This is a genomic window from Stenotrophomonas sp. YJH_SMC_80 (genome assembly GCF_059372495.1).
The window spans coordinates 33,905-53,081 of sequence record NZ_JCAFVP010000011.1; the positions used below are offsets into that span (position 1 = coordinate 33,905).

General features: G+C 63.2%; 15 protein-coding genes and 6 tRNA genes. 3 read left to right on the top strand and 18 right to left on the bottom strand.

All coding sequences use genetic code 11. The features are described 5' to 3' along the window. Positions 1-3: 3 nt before the first annotated feature. From brxC to AC5P99_RS16315, 6 genes are all read right to left on the bottom strand, one after another. Entirely contained in the window at positions 4-3,633 is a 3,630-nt protein-coding gene (gene brxC, locus AC5P99_RS16290; protein WP_049450109.1) for a BREX system P-loop protein BrxC, read from the bottom strand. Between the two features lie 28 nt (positions 3,634-3,661). Then, on the bottom strand, positions 3,662-4,237 hold the full coding sequence (locus tag AC5P99_RS16295; protein ID WP_049450111.1) for a BREX protein BrxB domain-containing protein: 576 nt from the start codon (positions 4,235-4,237) through the stop codon (positions 3,662-3,664). After that, positions 4,218-5,006 (bottom strand): DUF1819 family protein, encoded by a 789-nt coding sequence (locus AC5P99_RS16300; protein ID WP_049450114.1) that lies wholly within the window; start codon positions 5,004-5,006, stop codon positions 4,218-4,220. The genes AC5P99_RS16295 and AC5P99_RS16300 overlap by 20 nt, the downstream gene beginning before the upstream one ends. A 2-nt stretch (positions 5,007-5,008) precedes the next feature. Then, positions 5,009-5,509: a BrxE family protein gene (locus tag AC5P99_RS16305; protein WP_032968954.1), complete on the bottom strand. Its 501-nt coding sequence runs from the start codon at positions 5,507-5,509 to the stop codon at positions 5,009-5,011. Between the two features lie 62 nt (positions 5,510-5,571). Then, complete coding sequence (locus AC5P99_RS16310) at positions 5,572-6,483, bottom strand: BrxR family transcriptional regulator (protein ID WP_223224815.1); 912 nt, start codon at positions 6,481-6,483, stop codon at positions 5,572-5,574. Positions 6,484-6,874: 391 nt separating this feature from the next. Further along, a tRNA-Ser gene (locus tag AC5P99_RS16315) sits at positions 6,875-6,965 on the bottom strand. Positions 6,966-7,130: 165 nt separating this feature from the next. Here AC5P99_RS16315 and AC5P99_RS16320 point away from each other — a divergent pair. Then, a complete protein-coding gene (locus AC5P99_RS16320; protein ID WP_005408277.1) occupies positions 7,131-7,835 on the top strand; it encodes a PP2C family protein-serine/threonine phosphatase in 705 nt (234 codons plus the stop codon). A 112-nt stretch (positions 7,836-7,947) separates the two neighbouring features. Here AC5P99_RS16320 and dnaQ read toward each other — a convergent pair whose 3' ends face one another. Genes dnaQ through AC5P99_RS16335 form a run of 3 tightly spaced genes read right to left on the bottom strand, consistent with a single transcriptional unit; the run spans position 7,948 to position 9,800 of the window. Further along, a complete protein-coding gene (gene dnaQ, locus AC5P99_RS16325; protein ID WP_005408276.1) occupies positions 7,948-8,679 on the bottom strand; it encodes a DNA polymerase III subunit epsilon in 732 nt (243 codons plus the stop codon). 4 nt (positions 8,680-8,683) lie between these two features. Further along, complete coding sequence (gene rnhA / locus AC5P99_RS16330) at positions 8,684-9,136, bottom strand: ribonuclease HI (RefSeq protein WP_005408275.1); 453 nt, start codon at positions 9,134-9,136, stop codon at positions 8,684-8,686. 13 nt (positions 9,137-9,149) lie between these two features. Beyond that, positions 9,150-9,800, bottom strand: a complete 651-nt coding sequence (locus tag AC5P99_RS16335) for a class I SAM-dependent methyltransferase (protein WP_049397081.1) — start codon at positions 9,798-9,800, stop codon at positions 9,150-9,152. Positions 9,801-9,811: 11 nt separating this feature from the next. Between AC5P99_RS16335 and gloB the strand changes: the two genes are divergently transcribed. Both gloB and AC5P99_RS16345 read left to right on the top strand, forming a co-directional pair. Continuing rightward, a complete protein-coding gene (gloB, locus tag AC5P99_RS16340; RefSeq protein ID WP_005412427.1) occupies positions 9,812-10,576 on the top strand; it encodes a hydroxyacylglutathione hydrolase in 765 nt (254 codons plus the stop codon). Further along, positions 10,573-11,772, top strand: coding sequence for a lytic transglycosylase domain-containing protein (locus AC5P99_RS16345; protein WP_043033713.1), 1,200 nt, complete (start codon positions 10,573-10,575; stop codon positions 11,770-11,772). The genes gloB and AC5P99_RS16345 overlap by 4 nt, the downstream gene beginning before the upstream one ends. 227 nt (positions 11,773-11,999) lie before the next feature. On the opposite strand, the gene AC5P99_RS16350 is transcribed toward AC5P99_RS16345, so the two are convergent. The 9 genes from AC5P99_RS16350 to clpX all read right to left on the bottom strand — a co-directional run bounded on the left by AC5P99_RS16350 (position 12,000) and on the right by clpX (position 19,170). After that, the gene (locus tag AC5P99_RS16350) at positions 12,000-13,955 is read right to left on the bottom strand and encodes a peptidyl-prolyl cis-trans isomerase (RefSeq protein ID WP_005408271.1); all 1,956 of its coding nucleotides are present in this window, start codon (positions 13,953-13,955) and stop codon (positions 12,000-12,002) included. A 146-nt stretch (positions 13,956-14,101) separates the two neighbouring features. Then, positions 14,102-14,178 (bottom strand) — tRNA-Asp (locus AC5P99_RS16355). 106 nt (positions 14,179-14,284) lie between these two features. After that, positions 14,285-14,361 (bottom strand) — tRNA-Asp (locus tag AC5P99_RS16360). 85 nt (positions 14,362-14,446) lie between these two features. Then, positions 14,447-14,523 (bottom strand) — tRNA-Asp (locus AC5P99_RS16365). Positions 14,524-14,607: 84 nt separating this feature from the next. After that, a tRNA-Asp gene (locus tag AC5P99_RS16370) sits at positions 14,608-14,684 on the bottom strand. Between the two features lie 26 nt (positions 14,685-14,710). Further along, a tRNA-Val gene (locus tag AC5P99_RS16375) sits at positions 14,711-14,785 on the bottom strand. 11 nt (positions 14,786-14,796) lie between these two features. After that, positions 14,797-15,069, bottom strand: coding sequence for an HU family DNA-binding protein (locus AC5P99_RS16380; RefSeq protein WP_005408270.1), 273 nt, complete (start codon positions 15,067-15,069; stop codon positions 14,797-14,799). A 217-nt stretch (positions 15,070-15,286) separates the two neighbouring features. Next, positions 15,287-17,737 carry an endopeptidase La gene (lon, locus tag AC5P99_RS16385; RefSeq protein ID WP_088436039.1) on the bottom strand — a complete coding sequence of 817 codons (2,451 nt, stop codon included), beginning with the start codon at positions 17,735-17,737 and terminating at the stop codon, positions 15,287-15,289. Between the two features lie 143 nt (positions 17,738-17,880). Further along, positions 17,881-19,170 carry an ATP-dependent Clp protease ATP-binding subunit ClpX gene (gene clpX / locus AC5P99_RS16390; protein ID WP_004154600.1) on the bottom strand — a complete coding sequence of 430 codons (1,290 nt, stop codon included), beginning with the start codon at positions 19,168-19,170 and terminating at the stop codon, positions 17,881-17,883. Positions 19,171-19,177: the final 7 nt, after the last annotated feature.

Sequence of the window (19,177 nt, forward strand, 5' to 3'; positions counted from 1 at the left end):
AGCTCACGCGCCCTGACCATGCATCACAAAGTTGATTTCCGCCTCTACATAAAGGCCAAGCTGTGCCTTGATTTCCTGTAGCTGTTGGATCAGCGCATCAATGTCCGCAGCCGACGTCATCGTCACGGGAATCGCGATCGACTTTGTCAGCTTGGCCGGACCTTCTTCTCCGTTTTTGACGCGTTCTTCCTCCATGCGCTGGCGCAGACGTTCCTGGCCCTGCCGCTGGATCGACCGCTTAAGATCGTCGAGGGTGCTGTTGATGTCGTAGTCGCGAGCCAGCAGTTTCTTAAGTCCGGCCAGATCCTGGGTGGCTGACAGAGCAAGCCCATCCAACCGGTTCACGGCGTTGCCGCGCTCCTCCTGGGTGAGTTCTTCCCACTCAGTGATGCGCTGCAGATCCTCGACCCCTTCCTTCAAACGCAGCTTTTGCTGATCGGAGAGCGTGATGACCGCATCGCGCAAACGGCCCTTCAGATGGGTTAGCTGCGAATTGAAGTCGGTGGTGTGTTTGTAGAAGTCTTCTTTGCCCAAGCGCTCTGACAGGGTTCCCAAGTCTTCGGCAAGTTCGCGGCGCAGCTCTCCTGGCACGCCAGTGTCCGGCAAGGCTTCGATGTCGCGACGATGAGCTTGCAAGTCACGCAAGGTAGCGTCGAGCCCATTGTCGAACGCTCGCTTCACTTCCAGCGCCCACTTGAGATTGTCGTAAATGGCGGAGGTTTCGGCACCCAGACGCTGTGGAGCATCTGACGCATCTGTAAACAGAACATCGGCAATGTCCTGGTTCAAAGTACGGATGCGTTCGCTACCCGCCAGCCCAAGGCCGCTGAGCTTTTCAGCCAAGGAGCCGTAATCGTGCTGGAAGCGCGTGAAGTGCTTGGCCGCCGCCTTGCTGATCTCTTGCTCAAGCGGGATCACCATGTCACCGACCAGTTCAGTGAGCCGCTCTGCCGCCCGACCGAGCGTTTCGATGGACGGGCGCTCGTCGCGCAGGGCCACGCCGATCTGCTTGAAGGAGTTGTTGGTCTTCAGGGCATCGATGGCCTGTTGCCCAGCGGCCGTGACTTCGCGTCCCGAGACCTTGAGCTTGATCTCTCCAGCCATAAGCATGGCCGCGACGATGTAGCGCGTGGTGTCCGGCGACCAGCCGAACGGGGCGCTGCTGAAGTCGTCGAGCAGGCGCTTGCCATCGACCGTGCCGCGCTTGTCGATGTAGTCGTGGATGCTGATCATCGCTTTATGGTCGGTTTTGAACGAGGCACGACCGGCCACGGTTTGCACCAAACCGAGCGGGTCCAGCGCGCTGCTGATGGCCGCGGGGTTGGCGACCTTCAGGAATTTCTCGGCGGTGTCGGTTCCGGCACGTACTGGGGCTTCTACGTACCGGTCGAACACCTGGTCAGCAACGTCGGAGAGCAGCTTCTTGGCGGCCTCCAGCAAATCAGCATCCAGTGCCGACACCGCCGTGGCCTGGCCGCGGAACACAAACGAGCCGGCTTGCAGAGTTTGTTTGATCTTGCTCTGGAGCTGGGTCGCCAGCTTGGCAGCACGGTCGAGCTGGCCGGTGCAGTAGTCCTTTACCTCTTGGTCGGGCTCGTTGCGGTGCAGCTCGGCAATGCGCTGACAGCGATAGATTTCGTTCGCCAGATCGTCGAGTTCGGAATTTGCGCGAGCCAAGAGCCCGATGACGTTTCGACCCGCCCGGCTGCGGGAATCATCCAGCATCCGGTTCTTGGCGGTGTCGTAGTCACTGGCTGGCACCAACTCAACAACGGTTTGGATGGTGCTCTGATCACCGGCCAGGCTGGTGATGGCGCTGCCGGCCTGGACCTTCAGGCCCGTTGCGACGGCCATCGTGCCGTGGAGGCTGACGCGAGGCAGCGGATCGAAGGACTCGCGCAGCGCATCGTTGAAGATGCGCTTCACATCCACGGTGCGCAACGCAATCGCGCCTCGCTCCTGCTCGATATCCCGCAGCTTCTCGCTGAGGAACACGAGGTTGCCATCTTTCTCGCCGAGCGGCACATGCACATCGTTCAGCATCTCTTCGACGGCTTTCTTGACCGTGTCGAGCTGCGAAGGTGCCGTGACGGAGGGATGCATCAGGCTGGCGACGTTCTGCACCGAGACTGGCAAGTTGCCGAGGATCTGCAACACGGCGACGGACTTGGCGATGTCCTGATGTAGCTGTGAATCCGGGAAGCGAATCTGCACTTTGCCGACCGCCTGGTGGATGGACGTGAAGGCACGGCGAATGTCCTTTTCCAGTTCGTCGTACAGCGTCACCGTGGTGGCCAGCCAGCCCACGGGCTGATCGGCCATGGCCTTGGAACCGCCTTCACCTTTCAGGACATCCTGAATTACCTTGATCGCAGAGCGTAGACCGATGCCGCCGGTGGACTTTGCGAGCGCGCCGAGTAGGTGCAGCAGGATGTCGAAGTGCGCCGGCAGGAACGGGTAGAGATTGGTGAAACTCTCTTTGCTGAAGTCTGCGTCGTAGTACTTAGCGTCCTGCAGCTTGGTGTTGTGTCGCAGCGCCTGACCATGGGCATCGAAAAGCTTGCCAAGCTCGGTCTCGCCCGCTGGCGATTTACCGAGCAGACGGCGGTAGCAAATCTCTTTGATGTCGCTCGATTCAAGGTCGATCTGAATCGGGAAGCGGTCTTTCAGCTTGTAGAGCTTGTCGGAGTTCAGCGCGGCGCGCGGGTCGTCTTCCGTCAGCGTCTGCTGCGCTGTAGAGATGATCCAGGCCTTGCCGTCGCCCAGCCTCTTGAGGTTCTTCGCCAGGCCATCAAGGTTGAGGATCAGGTTGTCGCGTGAGGCCACGTACTGGCCGACTTCGTCGACGATGAAGATGATGTTCTGCTTACCACTCTTCTCGCGGACGATGTCGATCATCTCTTGCACGCGCTGGTCTTCGAACTGGAAGAAGCCTTCGGTGCTGGACGAGAATGACTTGGCCTCCGGGAAGAGTGCCGGGTACATCTCATGGGCGATTTTCGGGATCAAGCCGTCGATGGCCAGTGGGTTGTTCTGCACGCGAGCCCAGGTGGCACCTGGCAGCGCCTGGGCGATACGCTCATGGAGTTCGGGCGTGCGACCGTCCTTCTCGACCATGCGCTCAAAAGCGGCAACCTTCAGGTTGCGCGAGTAGCCAGCCCACTGCAGTACCTTGAAGTAGAGGACGGTGGAGACGTCTTCCATCGTGGCGCCAGCGAGCATTTCACTGGCGAGGTCCAGCATGACCACTGCAGCCGGGAAGCGCTTCGCTACAGTGCTGAGGAGCGCCTTGGTCTGTGGCTTGTGCAGGCGGTCTTGCAGGTAGTTGATGAACGGCGTGCCGTCGATGGTGCGCTGATCATCAAACGCCAAGCCGAGATACTTGGTGAACGAGCTCTTACCGGAGCCGTAGAAGCCAGAGACCCAGACGCCCACCTCATTTTCGCCACCGGACTCCATCGCAAGCTGCATGCGATCGAGGAGCTTGCGGAACTGCTCCTCAATACTCTCGGTGACCACGTATTCAGAGATCTCAGCCTTGAGGCGGCCTTCTTGCGAGGCGCCATAGGTGATGACCTTTTCGATGGTCCGGTAGATGTCCTTGCTTGGATCGAAGAGTGAGCGAATGGTCATAGGTTTGTCCCAGGGTTCTTTTGTCTGTTCAGCCGCCGACGTGGACGGAGCGGTAATTGCCGTCTTCCGGGTAGAAGCCGAGAAACTTCAGGCGTGTCTTGCCGGTTCGCACGCCGGGGTACAGAAAAATCGTCGGTACGTGAAACTTGCCCTGGAGCTGGCTTTCGATGGCGCCGATGCGCATAAACGGATGCAGTGCCTCAAGATCCGTTACCAACAGCAGCGCGTTCTGCTGGGCTTCGAGCGGCTGCAGGGCATCCTCCAGCCGCTTCAGCAGGCCGTTATCCGCCGTCAGGATGTCCGCCAGCGCCTTGTTGGTACGTGGCCAATCCAAGGGCGCTGACTTGTCCTCCATCACGCACAGCGACCAGAACGGGTCGTCTTTCAGTAGGGCCCAGATCTGTTCAGCGATGGAGAACGTGTGCACGTCCCAGCCTTCCTGGTGCAGCTTGGCCACCCAAGCGGGCGTTTGCCGCTTCACCTCGAGGATCTGCTCTGGTGGGAAGACAAGGTAATAAATCGGCTCGAAGCTCGCATGGCCAAGCTCGCGCCCGTGCCGGATGCGCTCGCGCAACTCGTCGAAATCAGCCTTGAGTGAGGACATCGCAGAGCGCCTCCATGTCTTGTTGTTTCCAGCTGATGCGGATCACGTCGCCAGCAGCCTGGACGATGAGCAAACCCTTCAGCGAGAGTCGTTTGATTTCTTCCAGCACGTCTTCGCGCGCCAAGCCAAATAACTGCCAGTCTTCGTGAGTCAGCAGGGCGTTATCACCGACACAGGAAAAATGCAGTTCGTAGGCCAAGTACGCGGCCACGGCTGGCGAAATACGGAACGGCAGGATGCGACGGCTTGAGCGCAGTCCACGTTCGAGCATTCCGTAGTCGGCGCAGCATCCGGTCAGATAGGCGGAGACACGCCGTACAGTGGTTTCCGACCAGCGCTTGATGGTCTTGCCGTCATCAATGCCGCGCTCGACAAAGGTCCGCGCGTCTTCATTGGTGATCTGTGTGTATCCACCGGCGTATCGAGCCCAGTAAACATGGCGCACGAAGTCGCCAAGGATCGGGTTGGCCCGACTCGTAAAAACGAGCATGAGCTGCGTCAGGTCAGCCGTGGATATCGTTGCGGACAGCCGCTTGAGATGTGCTGCTGGTGCACCACCTGCCACGAGATAGCGTGGAGCGAAGCATTCGACGACGATGTTGCGAAGTCGGCGCGCGGTAACGGTGGGGAATCGACCCGATTCCAGTGCGACCTGATGCAACTGGTTCGCCGACATGCCAGGCGACCACAGGTCGAGCAGCGTCTTGGTTTCGTTGACGAGCCCAAGGCCTGCTTGCAACTGAGTCGTGTAGGGCGTGTTGTCGGCCACGATCACCCCACCAGATACGGATAAGTTTTGGCGTTCTGTGTGAACGCCGATAGATAGGCCGCAGCGATAGCCTTCAGTGTGTCGGTGGAATCGAGATCCTTGATGCCCCCGACCGCCGTTGGACCCACGCTGGAAGTGCCGCCCGTGGCAGCCAATCGCTTCAACGCATCAAGCGCAGCCTCTTTGCTTTGTGGCGCCTGGCTGGCGAGTTCTTCTCCCACGCTACTTTGCACGGTCGCGTGCAGGTCTTGCTCGACCTCTTCGGGCAACCGGAACAGGTGGTAGCTACCCACGCTCAAATGCTCGTCGTGCAATCGTCTGGCTGCTTCCAGCACACCGTGGTACTGAGCGAGGCGAGACGTTTTCGAGAAGACCGGCTCCAGGAAGAGCTTGTTTGATGCCTCATAGAACGCCGTTGGCCACCAGGCGTACTGAGCACGCTCGCCAAGGAAGCCGACAAGCATCCTCATCTGCAGCAATGTCGGTAGGTAGGATTCTTTCATCTCAATTCTCGTCATTCGTTTGTTCTACCGACGCGACCGGCGCCGGCAGTGGTAGCTATTGTTCAGTCACATTCCGCTCCTGCTCGGGCCGCATCCAAGGGTGCATACCCTGGTGCCAGCACGGCGTTCTTGACGCCGTACAAGGCCAAGTGGTCCTTCAGCCATAGTCTGTACTCCGGCCCACGAAGGCTGTGGTCTGCGGTGCAGTCGACGCTCCACTTGCGCAGGATGTAGCCGGCAGTCGCTGCCCGAAGCTTCATCTTCACCATGCCGCCAGTCATGCCGTAATCCATCTCCGCGATCTCGGGACGGGGTTGATTGGGGTGCGGCACCAACTCCAGTTCCACGATCCTGGTCCACTGGATGTCCTGATCACTCATCTCGTGGGGCGCCACTAGCTGCGCCTTAAGCGCCACGGGGCACTTGATCCGGTTAATGACGAAATCCCGGAATTCCTGCGATTTGCGGTCGAAGGCGCGGACGAGCCAGCGCAAGCCGTTGTCGATCAACGCGAACGGGACGATCTCCCGCTCGGTGCGACCACTGGAGATGGAGCAGTACTCAATGCCGAGCGGACACTCCTGGTGGATCGCCCGGGTCACGCTCGCTAGCACGTCCAGATCCGGATGCGCGAGCCGTGACGGGCTCTCGCTCATCACCCATGCCTTGAGCCGCATAGGCTCACCGTCGCCAAAGCCCTGGGTCAACCACGACAGCACCCGCTCCGGAGGGAAGTCGAAGATGGGCTGGAAGTCCGGCCCCAATACGTAGGACTTGACCTTGGAGTCGTAGTCGATGTTGCCCGAGGCCAACTCCTTGTACAGCGCCAAGTCCCTGGATGCGGCGGCGGACTGGATGCCAAACCGCGTGACCAAGTCCTGACGGCGTATCTCCCCGATGAAGCGCACGCGCAATTCCACGAACGCGAGACGATCGCGCTGTGGCTGGGTCAAATCTGTGAAGCGTTCGTTCATCATCCGTGTGCACCCGGAAAGATCGCACATCCGGGTCAGCAATTCCTTGTGGATCCATCGGTGAAAGCCTGCTATCCATCAGCAACTACCCGGACACTAGCATGATGATCGCACAAGGGTTGCATTTTGATAACCATCTTCCTTCGAAGCCCATCTCTACCTGAATAAGCTCGACTAGCGGCCATCAGGCCACAACAGGTATCAAGATTAGCTGCCATAAGCACTGGCATGCGAACGCTTTGACCAGCAAGGCCGATGCGCGCCGCTTATAGGCTCCAAGATGTCCAGAATGGTCCAGCAGCAGCCAGCTTCCCATGGCATACCAGATGGCATACTAGCTAAGCCAGAAATGAAAAAAGCCCTTGAAACTCAAGGGCTTAGTTCAATTATCTGGCGGAGAGGGGGGGATTCGAACCCCCGAGGCGCTATAAACGCCTGCCTGATTTCGAGTCAGGTACATTCAACCACTCTGCCACCTCTCCGGGTGGTCCCCGGCGGACCGGGGACGCGCATCATACGAGGAAGTGAGGCCGACGACAAGTCATTCCGGCCAACGAACTGAAAATTTCCTGGGCGCATGCCTTGCCGGATGCCTGCGGCCACCCGATGATGCCTGTCTCCCCCGGCAATACCCCGCCCTGCCTACCATGATCGAATTCGGACACCTCACCCACCCCGGCATGCGCCGCGAGCTCAACGAGGACACCTACTACGGTGACAGCGAGCTGGCCCTGTGGCTGGTGGCCGACGGCATGGGCGGGCATGCCTGCGGCGAAGTGGCCAGTGCACTGGCACGCGAAACCATCGTGCGCGAGATCCGCCGCGGCGCACCGCTGGCACAGGCCATCCGCACTGCCGACGAAGAGATCATCCGCGCCTCGCGCCGGCGCAACGACACGTTGCCAATGGGCACCACCGTGGTCGCCGCGCGCGTGCAGGGCAACCGCTATGAAGTGGCCTGGGTCGGCGACAGCCGCGCCTACTTGTGGCGCGACGGCCAGCTGGCGCAGCTCAGCCAGGACCACAGCGTGGTGCAGGAACTGGTCGCGCAGGGCAACCTGACCGCCGAACAGGCGCGCGCGCATCCGCATCGCAACGTGGTCACCCAGGCACTGGGCGTGACCGATCCAGCCCACCTGAACGTGGCCACCACCAGTGGTGAGCTGCGTCCGGGCATGCAGCTGCTGCTGTGCAGTGACGGTCTCACCGAGGAAGTGGATGACCGCGGCATCGCCCGCACCCTGGCATTCGAAGATGCCAGCGCGCAGGAATGCGTGGATACGCTGGTCGCCGCCGCACTCGACGGCGGTGGCCGTGACAACATCAGCGTGATCCTGGTGCGCTGCCATTAACCGGTAGAGCCTCGCCATGCGTGGAGGCGGTAGTGCCGGCCGCTGGCCGGCTCACGCGGGGGAACCTGGTATCAGGACGATGCCGGCCAGCGGCCGGCACTACCTCGATGTATTACGCGCTGGCGGGCTCTTCCACCTTCGGGCCATCCCACAGTGCGTGGCCGGCCTTCTTGCGCAGCCGTTCCAGCCGCGCAGCGTGCGCTTCCAGCTCCGACGGCGTAGCCACCACGCGCGGACGCGGCAGCAGCTTGCTGGTATCGAAAGCCTGCAACGCCGCGCCGGCACCGCCGCCATCGTCATCGCCCAGGCCGAAGCCGATCTCTTCCTGGCCCGAGGTCAGTGCGATATAGACATCGCCCAGGATCTGCGCATCGAGCAGGCCGCCGTGCAGCGCACGGTGCGAGTTGTCCACGCCCAGCCGCTTGCACAGCGCATCCAGCGAGTTGCGCTGGCCCGGGAAGCGCTCACGCGCCATCGCCAGGGTATCAATGACCGTGCAGCGGTCGGCGATCTTTCCGTACTGCGGCCCCAGCAGCGACAACTCGTTGTCGAGGAAGCCAAGGTCGAACGCCGCGTTGTGGATGATCAGCTCGGCGCCATCGATGAACGCCAGGAACTCATCGGCGATCTGCGCGAATTCAGGCTTGTCATCGAGGAACTCCAGGGTCAGGCCGGTGACTTCCTGCGCGCCCTGTTCGAACTCGCAGTCCGGCTTGATGTACTGGTGGTAGTTGTTGCCGGTCGGGCGGCGCTTGAACAGCTCCACGCAGCCGATTTCGACGATGCGGTTGCCCTTCTTCCACTCCAGGCCGGTGGTTTCGGTATCGAGGATGATCTGACGCATGGGCTCAGTTTACCGGGCTGGCGTCGCGGATCTGGATCGCCGCGTTGCGGGCCAGGGTATCCACCCGCTCATTGTCCGGGTCGCCGGAGTGGCCCTTCACCCAACGCCAGTCGATCTGGTGCCGCAGCGTGGCCGCGTGCAGGCGCTCCCACAGCTCGCGGTTCTTCACCGGATCACCGCCAGCGGTCTTCCAGTTCTTGCGGATCCAGCCGGGCATCCACTGGGTCAGGCCCTGCCGCACGTACTGCGAGTCGGTGTAGAGCACGATGTTGCACGGCTCGGTCAGCGTCTCCAGCCCGGAAATGGCCGCCATCAGCTCCATCCGGTTGTTGGTGGTGTGCGCTTCACCGCCACTGAGCTCGCGCTCGTGGCCCTTGTAGCGCAGCAACGCAGCCCAGCCGCCGGGGCCGGGATTGCCGAGGCAGGATCCGTCGGTGTGGATTTCGATGGTTTTCAATACAGCTCCAGAATCAGGTAGCAACGGTGCCGTGCCAGCGCACCGGCAGCGGTTTCGGCCCGGGCAGGGCCAGCGTGCGTTTCTCCGCATGGAACAGGCAGGCCGCGCGCAATGGCGCCCAGCCCCCCGGGCGACGGCTGCCGGCACCGCGCCAGAGCGGGCCGAGGTAGCGCATATCGTCGCACTCCAGGCCATGGCGGCCGAGCAGCAGGCGGATCCGCTGCGGCGTGCGCACCACCAGCCCATGCTGCCGCCAGTGCGTGCGGTAGGGGCTGAACGGATTGAGGCTGCTCAGCCACAAATGGCCGCCCGGCATCAGTACGCGCTCGCACTCGTCGAGCAGCAGGTCGGCATCGCCGGTGGTGACATGCTGCAGCACGATCGCATTGACGCTCTCGTTGGCCAGGGGCAAGGGCAGCCCGCAGCGGGTATCGCCGTCATAGCCCGGTCCCGACCCCTGCCGGTACAGGCGCAGGCCACGCCCACCCAGCTGCGCATCCTCCAGCCAGGCCGCACTCGGCGCGATCCACAGCCAGGGCTGCGCGGGCAGCGCCGACAGCTGCGGAAGCAGCAACTGCCGTTCCAGAACGCGCAGCGCCGCCGCCGGCTCACTGTCGAACCACGGGGTCTGGCTCGCTTGACGGGTGCTCTGCAGCGCGGGCATGGTCCAATTCTATGCGACTGACTGCCCTGCCCGCATTTGCGGATAACTACATCTGGACGCTGATCGCCGACGATGGCACTGCCGTGGTCGTCGACCCCGGCGATGCCGCGCCAGTGCTCGCACTGGCCGATCAGGGCCTGCGCGTGGACACGATCCTGCTCACCCACCACCACGACGACCACATCGGTGGCGTGCCCGCACTGCAGGCTCGTTTTCCCGGTGTACGGGTCATCGCGCCGGTCGAAGAGCGCATCCCCACGGCCACCGAACGCGTCGGCGAAGGTGAACGCGTTCAGGCACTGGGCCGGACGTTCCACGTACTATCCGTGCCCGGGCATACCCGCAGCCACATCGCGTTTCACACTGCTGAACATCTTTTCAGCGGAGATTCGTTGTTCAGCCTGGGCTGTGGACGTCTGTTCGAAGGTACGCCGTCCCAGCTGCTGGCATCGATGCGCAAGCTGGGTACCTTGCCCGCGCAACTGCTGCTTTGTTGCGCCCACGAGTACACCGTGTCAAATGCCGTCTTCGCGCGGCATGTCGACCCCGCCAACGCTGCCCTGTGGCAGCGCCAAGAGGAGGCTTTGGCCATGCGCCGCGATGACCGTTCCACCCTGCCGGTAACCCTGGCCAACGAATTCGACTGCAATCCCTTCCTGCGTGTGCACGCGGCGCCGATCCGTGCGTCGGTCTCGGCACACCTGGGCCGTGACGTCGTTGACGACGTCGACGTGATGGCCGGTCTCCGGCACTGGAAAGACGGCTTCCGCGCATGATGCGCCGAAGTCTGCCGCTGGCCCTGGGCCTTGCCCTGGGGCTGGCCGGAACCGCGGGCGCACAGTCGCTGGGCGCCGGCATCAGCCAGAACCTGACCGCTGCCGCGGCCCTGCCGCTGGATCCGTCCGCGCTGCCAGCAGCCTCGGTGCGTAACGGCCAGGAGATCTTCACCAGCTTCCGCGACGGCCTGGCCGAACCCAGCTGCGACGCCGAGGCCACCAGCCCGCGCTGGCAGAAGCAGTTCGCCCACGCCCCATCGCGCCTGGCCAACCAGGATGACGATGCGCTGGTGCTGTTCGGCTACGTGGTCGAAGAGCTGCGCAAGGCCGACCTGCCCACCGAGTTCGCGCTGATTCCCTTCGTGGAAAGCGGCTACCGGCCCAATGCCCGCAATGGCAGCGGCCCGACCGGCCTGTGGCAGTTCATCGCCACCACCGCGCGCAACCATCGCGTGCCGATGACCAACGGCTATGACGGCCGCCTGTCGGCGGTCGATTCGACCCAGGCCGCAGTGCGCTACCTGAAGACCCTGCACGGCATGTTCGGCGGCGACTGGCGCCTGGCCACGATGGCCTACAACGCCGGCGAGTACCGCGTGCTGCAGTCCATGCGCAAGGCTGGCATGAACGCGCAGAACGCCAAGCCTTCGGCGCTGCCCGGCCTGTCGCCGGTCACCCATGCCTACGTCGAGAAGCTGCATGCCCTGGCCTGCGTGCTGGAAGACGTGGAAGACCAGCCTGGCGTGATGGCCTCGCTGGACCGCACCGTGCCGGTGCTGAAGGACCACACCCTGCCTGCGGGCACCAGCGTGCAGCAGTGGGCCGCACAGCGCGCCCTGGACCCTGCCAGGATCGCCCGCCTCAACCCGGCCCTGGCCTCCGGTGGCCGCCCCTCGGGTACCACCCGCGTGCTGGCGCCGGTCTCGGCCGCAAATGCGACGGTAGCGGAGGCAGCGACCGCGCTGGTCGCCACCACCGCACCGGTGGCGGCCGCTGTACCGACGCCGCAGGTCACCAGAACCGTCGCCGCGATCGCCGACCGTCCGCGCAGCCGCCGCCACACCGTGCGTGATGGCGAGTCGGCCTGGACCATCGCCCGCCGCTACGGCATGCCGGTGAAGGCCCTGCTGTCGCTGAACGGCCTGAGCGGCAGCAGCGTGCTGAAGCCTGGCGCGGTGCTGCGCGTCGAGGATTGAAGCAGGCGCGATTCCGGCCGCGCCCTGCCCTGCTTCCTGTAGAGCCGAGCCCATGCTCGGCTTTTTCATGCCTGCGCCCAGCGGATGCAGTCGAGCACGGCTCGACCTTACAAAAGGCGGTCGAGCAAGCTCGACCACTACCAGAGGCCAAGCGCGCCACAAACGACGCGAAGACAAAAAAAGGCCCGGCATTGCCGGGCCTTCTTCGATCCTGCCCGCCGCGAGGCTTACAGGTTCGCTTCGGTGGTCTGGATCACGAACTTCTTGCGCATCGCCTCGACATAGGCCTTGGCCGCAGCCATGCCATCGATCTGGCTCAGCTGGTCCTTCAGCTGCTTCTGCTGCTCGGCGGTCACTTCCTTCACGTCGCCCGGGTTCACCTTGTTCACCGCGAACAGCAACGCATGGCCGTTGACATCGACCTTGCCGTAGCTCGGCTTGCCATCGGCCGGCACCGGCGCGCTGAAGATCGCGCGGTTGATTTCCGGGGTCGGTACCGGCTGGCTGCGCGGCAGGCCCGGCATCGGGCTCAGCTGCAGCTTCTCGCTGGCCGCCAGCGACTGCAGGGTGGCGCCCGCCTTCAGCTTGGCCAGCACGGCATCGGCCGCCTTGTCGCTGGCCTGGCGCTGACGGTCGGCACGGATCGCAGCGATCACCTGCTCGCGCGCCTTGTCCAGCGGCATGGCCTGTTCCGGGGTGTGTGCGGCCACGCGGATGACCACACTGTGGTTGGTCGCGCCGCCCAGCGCGATCGGGTCGCTGGCGGTCCCGTCCTGCACCAGCACGTCGGAGAAGGCGGCACGCAGCACGCCCGGGTCAGCGGCGATGCCACTGGCGGTGGCACGGGTGATCGGGCCCAGCGTCTGCAGCGGCAGGTTCACTTCCTTGGCCGCGGCAGCCAGATCGCTCGGGCTCTTGTTGATGGCGTCGACCAGACGGCCGGCCAGTTCGTTGAAGCCGCGCTCGCCGTCGGCCTTCAGCTGCTCGGCAGCCAGCGTGTCACGCACTTCCTCGAAGGACTTGCCCTGGCCGCCACGGACCGCAGCAACCTTGATGATGTGATAGCCGAACTCGGTCTTGACCGGACCAATCACGTCACCGGCCTTGGCAGCGAACAACGCATCTTCAAACGGCTTGACCATCGCGCCGCGTTCGACCCAACCCAGGTCACCACCCTGGCCCTTCGAACCCGGGTCTTCCGAGTTGGCCTTGGCCAGTGCAGCGAAGTCGGCGCCGGCGGCCTTGGCTTCGGCGGCAATCTTGTTCGCCTTGGCTTCGGCACCGTCGCCGGTGATCAGGATATGCGAGGCCTGGCGCTGCTCCGGCGTGGTGAACTTCGCCTTCTCGTCTTCATAGCGCTTGCGCAGGGTGGCTTCATCGGCGGCGGTCGGTGCCGGCAGGTTCGCACCATTGATCTCGACGTACTCGAGCGAAACGCTCTCGGCCTGGCGGAAGTCCTTGCCATGGCTGTCGTACCACTGCTTGATCTGCGCGTCGGTCACCGGCGCGGTATCGGCCGGCACTTCCGGCAGCGCGGCCAGTTCGACATCGCGGGTCTCGCCCAGCAGCTTCAGCAGGCGCTCGGTCTCGGACTGGGTAACGAAGCCCGAGTTCTGCAGGCCCGACGGGATCACCGACTGCTGCAGGCTCTCACGCACCAGTTCCTGGAACTGGGTCGGCGTGCGCGGCGGATTGCCACCGGCAAGCGCCAGGCGGTAGTTGTTCTCGTTGAACTTGCCGTTCGAATCGAGGAAGGCCGGGATGGTGGCGATGTACTCGCGCACCGCGCCATCGCCGATCACGACACCGGCCTGCTCGCCGACCAGGCGCACGACCTGTTCGTCGATCAGCTGATCGAGCACGGCCAGCTTGTTTTCGGTGCTTTCAAACGCGCGCGGGTCGAAATTCTCGCCCTGCTGCTGGCGCTCACGCATGCGCTCCTGCTCGAAGCGGGTGCGGAAATCCTGCGCGCTGATCTCATGATGCTGCCACAGCATGCGCACCGGCCACCACGACGGTGCCGAACGCCACCAGGTCGGCGGCGCGGAAACCTTGGCCACGTTCTGTGCGCCAACGCCACCGAGGTAGCTGTTGTCGATCACGAACAGGAACGGAATCATCAGCAGCCCCAGGATCACGGTGACGATCCAGCCTGAGGTCTTGTCGCGGAGTTTCTGCAGCATGGTGAGGAATCACAAGGCCTGATTGGCGAGCCCGGCAGTGTAACCCGCTTCGTCGCAGGGACCAAAAGCAGCACCGGCGTGGCCTGCGCACCGCTTCCGACGGCACAAAGAAAAAGCCCCCGGCTTGCGCCGAGGGCTTTTAGAGTTGGCGGAGCGGACGGGACTCGAACCCGCGACCTCCGGCGTGACAGGCCAGCATTCTAACCAGCTGAACTACCGCTCCGCGCTGAAACTTTGCAGGCGCCCAGTATATCCGAAGACTCCCTGGAAACCCAGCCCGGTGAACACTTTTTTCAAAGTTTTTTCACAGGGACTTAAGAATTCTGCAATGGCGGAGCGGACGGGACTCGAACCCGCGACCTCCGGCGTGACAGGCCAGCATTCTAACCAGCTGAACTACCGCTCCGTTCTTGCAAAACTTTTCGCCTTCTTCCCGAACCTTCCGGGGAGAAGACAAGGCCCCCGGCTTCAGGCCGGGGGCCTCGATGTAGTGGCGGAGCGGACGGGACTCGAACCCGCGACCTCCGGCGTGACAGGCCAGCATTCTAACCAGCTGAACTACCGCTCCGTATTGTTGCTTTTTTTGCTTTCCAGCCGGCCTGGACCGGGAAGAAAACAAAGCCTCCAGCTTTTGGCCGGAGGCCTCGTTGAATGGCGGAGCGGACGGGACTCGAACCCGCGACCTCCGGCGTGACAGGCCAGCATTCTAACCAGCTGAACTACCGCTCCACACTCAAACTTTTACCGCGGTGCTGTGGTGGGTGCTGAGGGTTTCGAACCCCCGACCCTCTCCGTGTAAAGGAGACGCTCTACCGCTGAGCTAAGCACCCCAGCGAGCCGCTTAGTTTACAGCATCCTTCAGGGCCTTGCCAGCCTTGAACGACGGATTCTTCGAAGCAGCGATCTTGATGGTGTCGCCGGTCTTCGGGTTGCGGCCGGTGCGTGCAGCACGGTCGCGGACCTGGAAGGTACCGAAGCCAACCAGGGTGACCGCATCGCCGTCCTTCAGCGCCTTGGTGATGGCAGCAACGACGGCATCGACAGCGCGGCTGGACTCGGCCTTGGTCAGGTCGGCAGCTTCAGCAACGGCATCGATCAATTCGGTCTTGTTCATTCTCTACAACTCCTTTGGCGGTGGGTTCCGCTTATTCGACAGGGAAGCAACCGCATGCCTTCTGCATGCGGCCACCATGTGGAAACGGTTCGCCGATTCAGTCATCGCTGACAGCGATCACTCATTCGCGAGTGCTGCTTTTATACCAGTGGCCCTACCCCCACGCAAGCTGGAAAGCCAGCAATGACGCGGGTTTCGGGCCATTGGACAGCGCGCGTCAATGCTTGACGCGCGCGCTTCCACTCGGTTTGGCCTTGCTGCGCACCGTGACACGCTGCGCACTCTTGCGCGCCTTCTTCGGTGCCAACGGACGCTCCAGCGCCAGGTCCAGGACCTCTTCGATGTACTTCACCGGGACGATCTTCAGATCGCGGGTGACGTTGGCCGGAATGTCGGCCAGGTCCTTGCGGTTCTCTTCCGGGATGATGACCGTGCGGATGCCGCCACGCAGTGCCGCCAGCAGCTTTTCCTTCAGGCCACCGATGGCGGTGACGCGACCACGCAGGGTGATCTCGCCGGTCATCGCCACGTCGGCACGCACCGGCACCCTGGTCAACATCGACACCAGCGAGGTGACCATTGCCGCACCGGCGCTCGGGCCGTCCTTCGGGGTGGCGCCATCGGGCACGTGCAGGTGCACGTCGTGCTTCTGCAGGAAGTCGCTGTCGATGCCGAAGCCGACCGCGCGCGAACGCACCACCGACAGCGCCGCTGAAGCCGATTCCTTCATCACGTTGCCGAGTTGGCCGGTCAGGATCAGCTGGCCCTTGCCCGGCACCAGCGTCGATTCGATCTGCAGAAGATCGCCGCCGACCTCGGTCCAGGCCAGGCCGGTGACCAGGCCGATCTCGTTCTCTTCCTCGGCACGGCCGAAGTCGAAGCGACGCACGCCCAGGTACTTGTCCAGGTTCTTGCTGGACACGCTCACCAGCGCCTTCTTCTTCGCACCCTTCTTCGCCTTCGCCGCCGGCTGCGGGCCGGCCAGCGCGATCTCCTTCACCACCTTGCGGCAGATCTTGGCGATCTCGCGTTCCAGGTTGCGCACGCCCGATTCGCGCGTGTAGTAGCGCACGATGTCCTGGATGGCATCGCTGCCGATCTCCAGCTCTTCCGGCTGCAGGCCGTTGGCCTTGACCTGCTTGGGCACCAGGTAGCGGGTGGCGATGTTGAGCTTCTCATCCTCGGTGTAGCCGGGGATGCGGATCACTTCCATGCGGTCCAGCAGCGGGCCGGGAATGTTGAGCGAGTTCGAGGTGGCCACGAACATCACTTCGGACAGGTCCAGGTCCACTTCCAGGTAATGGTCGTTGAACGCGTTGTTCTGCTCCGGGTCGAGCACTTCCAGCAGCGCCGAAGACGGATCGCCACGGAAGTCCATCGACATCTTGTCGATCTCGTCGAGCACGAACAGCGGGTTCTTGCTGCCGACCTTGTTGAGGTTCTGCACGATGCGGCCCGGCATCGAACCGACGTAGGTACGACGGTGGCCACGGATCTCGGCCTCGTCGCGCACGCCGCCCAGCGACATGCGCACGAACTTGCGGTTGGTGGCCTTGGCGATGGACTGGCCCAGCGAGGTCTTGCCCACGCCCGGCGGCCCGACCAGGCACAGGATCGGTCCCTTCATCTGCTTCACGCGCGACTGTACCGCCAGGTATTCAAGGATGCGTTCCTTGACCTTCTCCAGGCCGTAGTGATCGGCGTCGAGGGTGTCCTGCGCAGCCTTCAGGTCCTTGCGCACCTTGCTGCGCTTCTTCCACGGCACGCCCAGCAGCCACTCCAGGTAGTTGCGCACCACAGCGGCTTCGGCCGACATCGGCGACATCTGCTTGAGCTTGTTCAGTTCGTTGCGCGCCTTGGCTTCAACGGCCTTCGGCATGCCGGCTTCGGCGATCTTGCGGGCCAGTTCTTCCAGCTCGCCCGGTGCGTCGTCCAGGTCACCCAGTTCCTTCTGGATGGCCTTCATCTGTTCGTTGAGGTAGTACTCGCGCTGGCTCTTCTCCATCTGCGACTTCACGCGGCCGCGGATGCGCTTCTCCATCTGCTGCACGTCGATCTCGCCGTCGACCAGGCCGACCAGCATTTCCAGGCGGTCGCCCACGGCCAGCGTTTCCAGCAGGCGCTGCTTGTCGGCCAGGCGCACGCTGATGTGCGCGGCGATGGTGTCGGCCAGGCGCGCCGGCTCATCAATGCCCGACAACGTCTGCAACAGCTCCGGCGGCAGCTTGCGGTTGGTCTTGACGTACTGCTCGAACAGCGACATCAGCGAGCGGGCGATGGCCTCGACCTCGCGCGCTTCGCGCTCGTCAGTGGCCTCGATCTCCACCGCCTGGCCGTGCAGCGAGCCGTTGCGCTCGTCGACGTGGGTGACCTGTACGCGCGACAGTCCTTCGACAAGCACCTTGATGGTGCCGTCGGGCAGCTTCAGCAGCTGCAGCACCTGCGCCAGCGTACCGACCTGGTAGAGGTCGGCCGCATGCGGGTCATCGGTTTCGGCCGACTTCTGCGCCAGCAGCAGGATGCGCTTGTCCGCCTCCATTGCCTGTTCGAGCGCGTGCATGGACTTGTCACGGCCGACGAACAGCGGGATGACCATGTGCGGGAACACCACTACGTCGCGCAGCGGCAGGACCGGCAGGTCGAGGGTTTCACTTGGGGAACGGGCCATGGGGGCTCCAGGGAAGGGGGAAAACCGCCTCCGGGAGGGCATCTTCCGGAGACAAAAAAAGCCGATGGCCCCGTTATGGGGCCATCGGCTTTCAGATGCAAGGCATTCCTTGAAAATCCTTTCCAATCAACAACCTGGAAGGATCACTCGGCGCCTGCGGCCTTCTGTTCAGGGGCCGCCGGGGTCTGGTAGATCAGGTACGGCTCGGACTTGTGCTCGATCACCGACTCGTCCACCACCACCTTGCTGACGTTTTCCTGCGACGGCAGGTCGTACATGGTGTCCAGCAGGACCGATTCGACGATGGTACGCAGGCCGCGGGCACCGGTCTTGCGCTTGAGCGCCTTGCGGGCAATGGCCGACAACGCGTCCGGGCGGAACTCCAGCTCGACGTTCTCCATCTCGAACAGCTTCTTGAACTGCTTGGTGATGGCGTTCTTCGGCTCGGTCAGGATCTTGATCAGGGCCGGCTCGTCCAGCTCCTCCAGGGTCGCCACCACCGGCAGGCGGCCGACGAACTCGGGAATCAGGCCGAACTTGATCAGGTCTTCCGGCTCGACTTCGGCCAGCACCTTGCCCACTTCCTGCTTGCGCTCGCTGCTCTTCACCTTGGCGCCGAAGCCGATGCTGCCGACGTCGGTGGAACGGGCCTGGATCACCTTGTCCAGCCCGGCGAACGCGCCGCCGCAGATGAACAGGATGTTCTTGGTGTCCACCTGCAGGAATTCCTGCTGCGGGTGCTTGCGGCCGCCCTGCGGCGGAACGCTGGCCACGGTGCCTTCGATCAGCTTCAGCAGGGCCTGCTGCACGCCTTCGCCGGACACATCGCGGGTGATCGACGGGTTCTCGCTCTTGCGCGAGATCTTGTCGATTTCATCGATGTAGACGATGCCCTGCTGCGCCTTCTCGACGTCGTAGTCGCACTTCTGCAGCAGCTTCTGGATGATGTTCTCCACGTCCTCGCCCACGTAACCGGCTTCGGTCAGCGTGGTGGCGTCGGCCATGGTGAACGGCACGTTGAGCAGGCGGGCCAGGGTCTCGGCCAGCAGGGTCTTGCCCGAACCGGTCGGGCCGACCAGCAGGATGTTCGACTTCGCCAGTTCGACGTCGTCGTTCTTCTGCCGGCTCTCGATGCGCTTGTAGTGGTTGTACACGGCCACGGCCAAGGTGCGCTTGGCGCGGTTCTGGCCGATCACGTACTGGTCGAGCACCTCGAGGATCTCGCGCGGCTTCGGCAGCGAACTGCGCGCCGACTGCGCCTTTTCCTCAAGCTCCTCGCGGATGATGTCGTTGCACAGCTCCACGCATTCATCACAGATGAACACGCTCGGACCCGCAATCAGCTTGCGCACTTCATGCTGGCTCTTGCCGCAGAAAGAGCAGTAGAGGATCTTGCCGGTGTCCGTGGAACGACCTTGGCGGTCTTCGCTCATGCTTCGC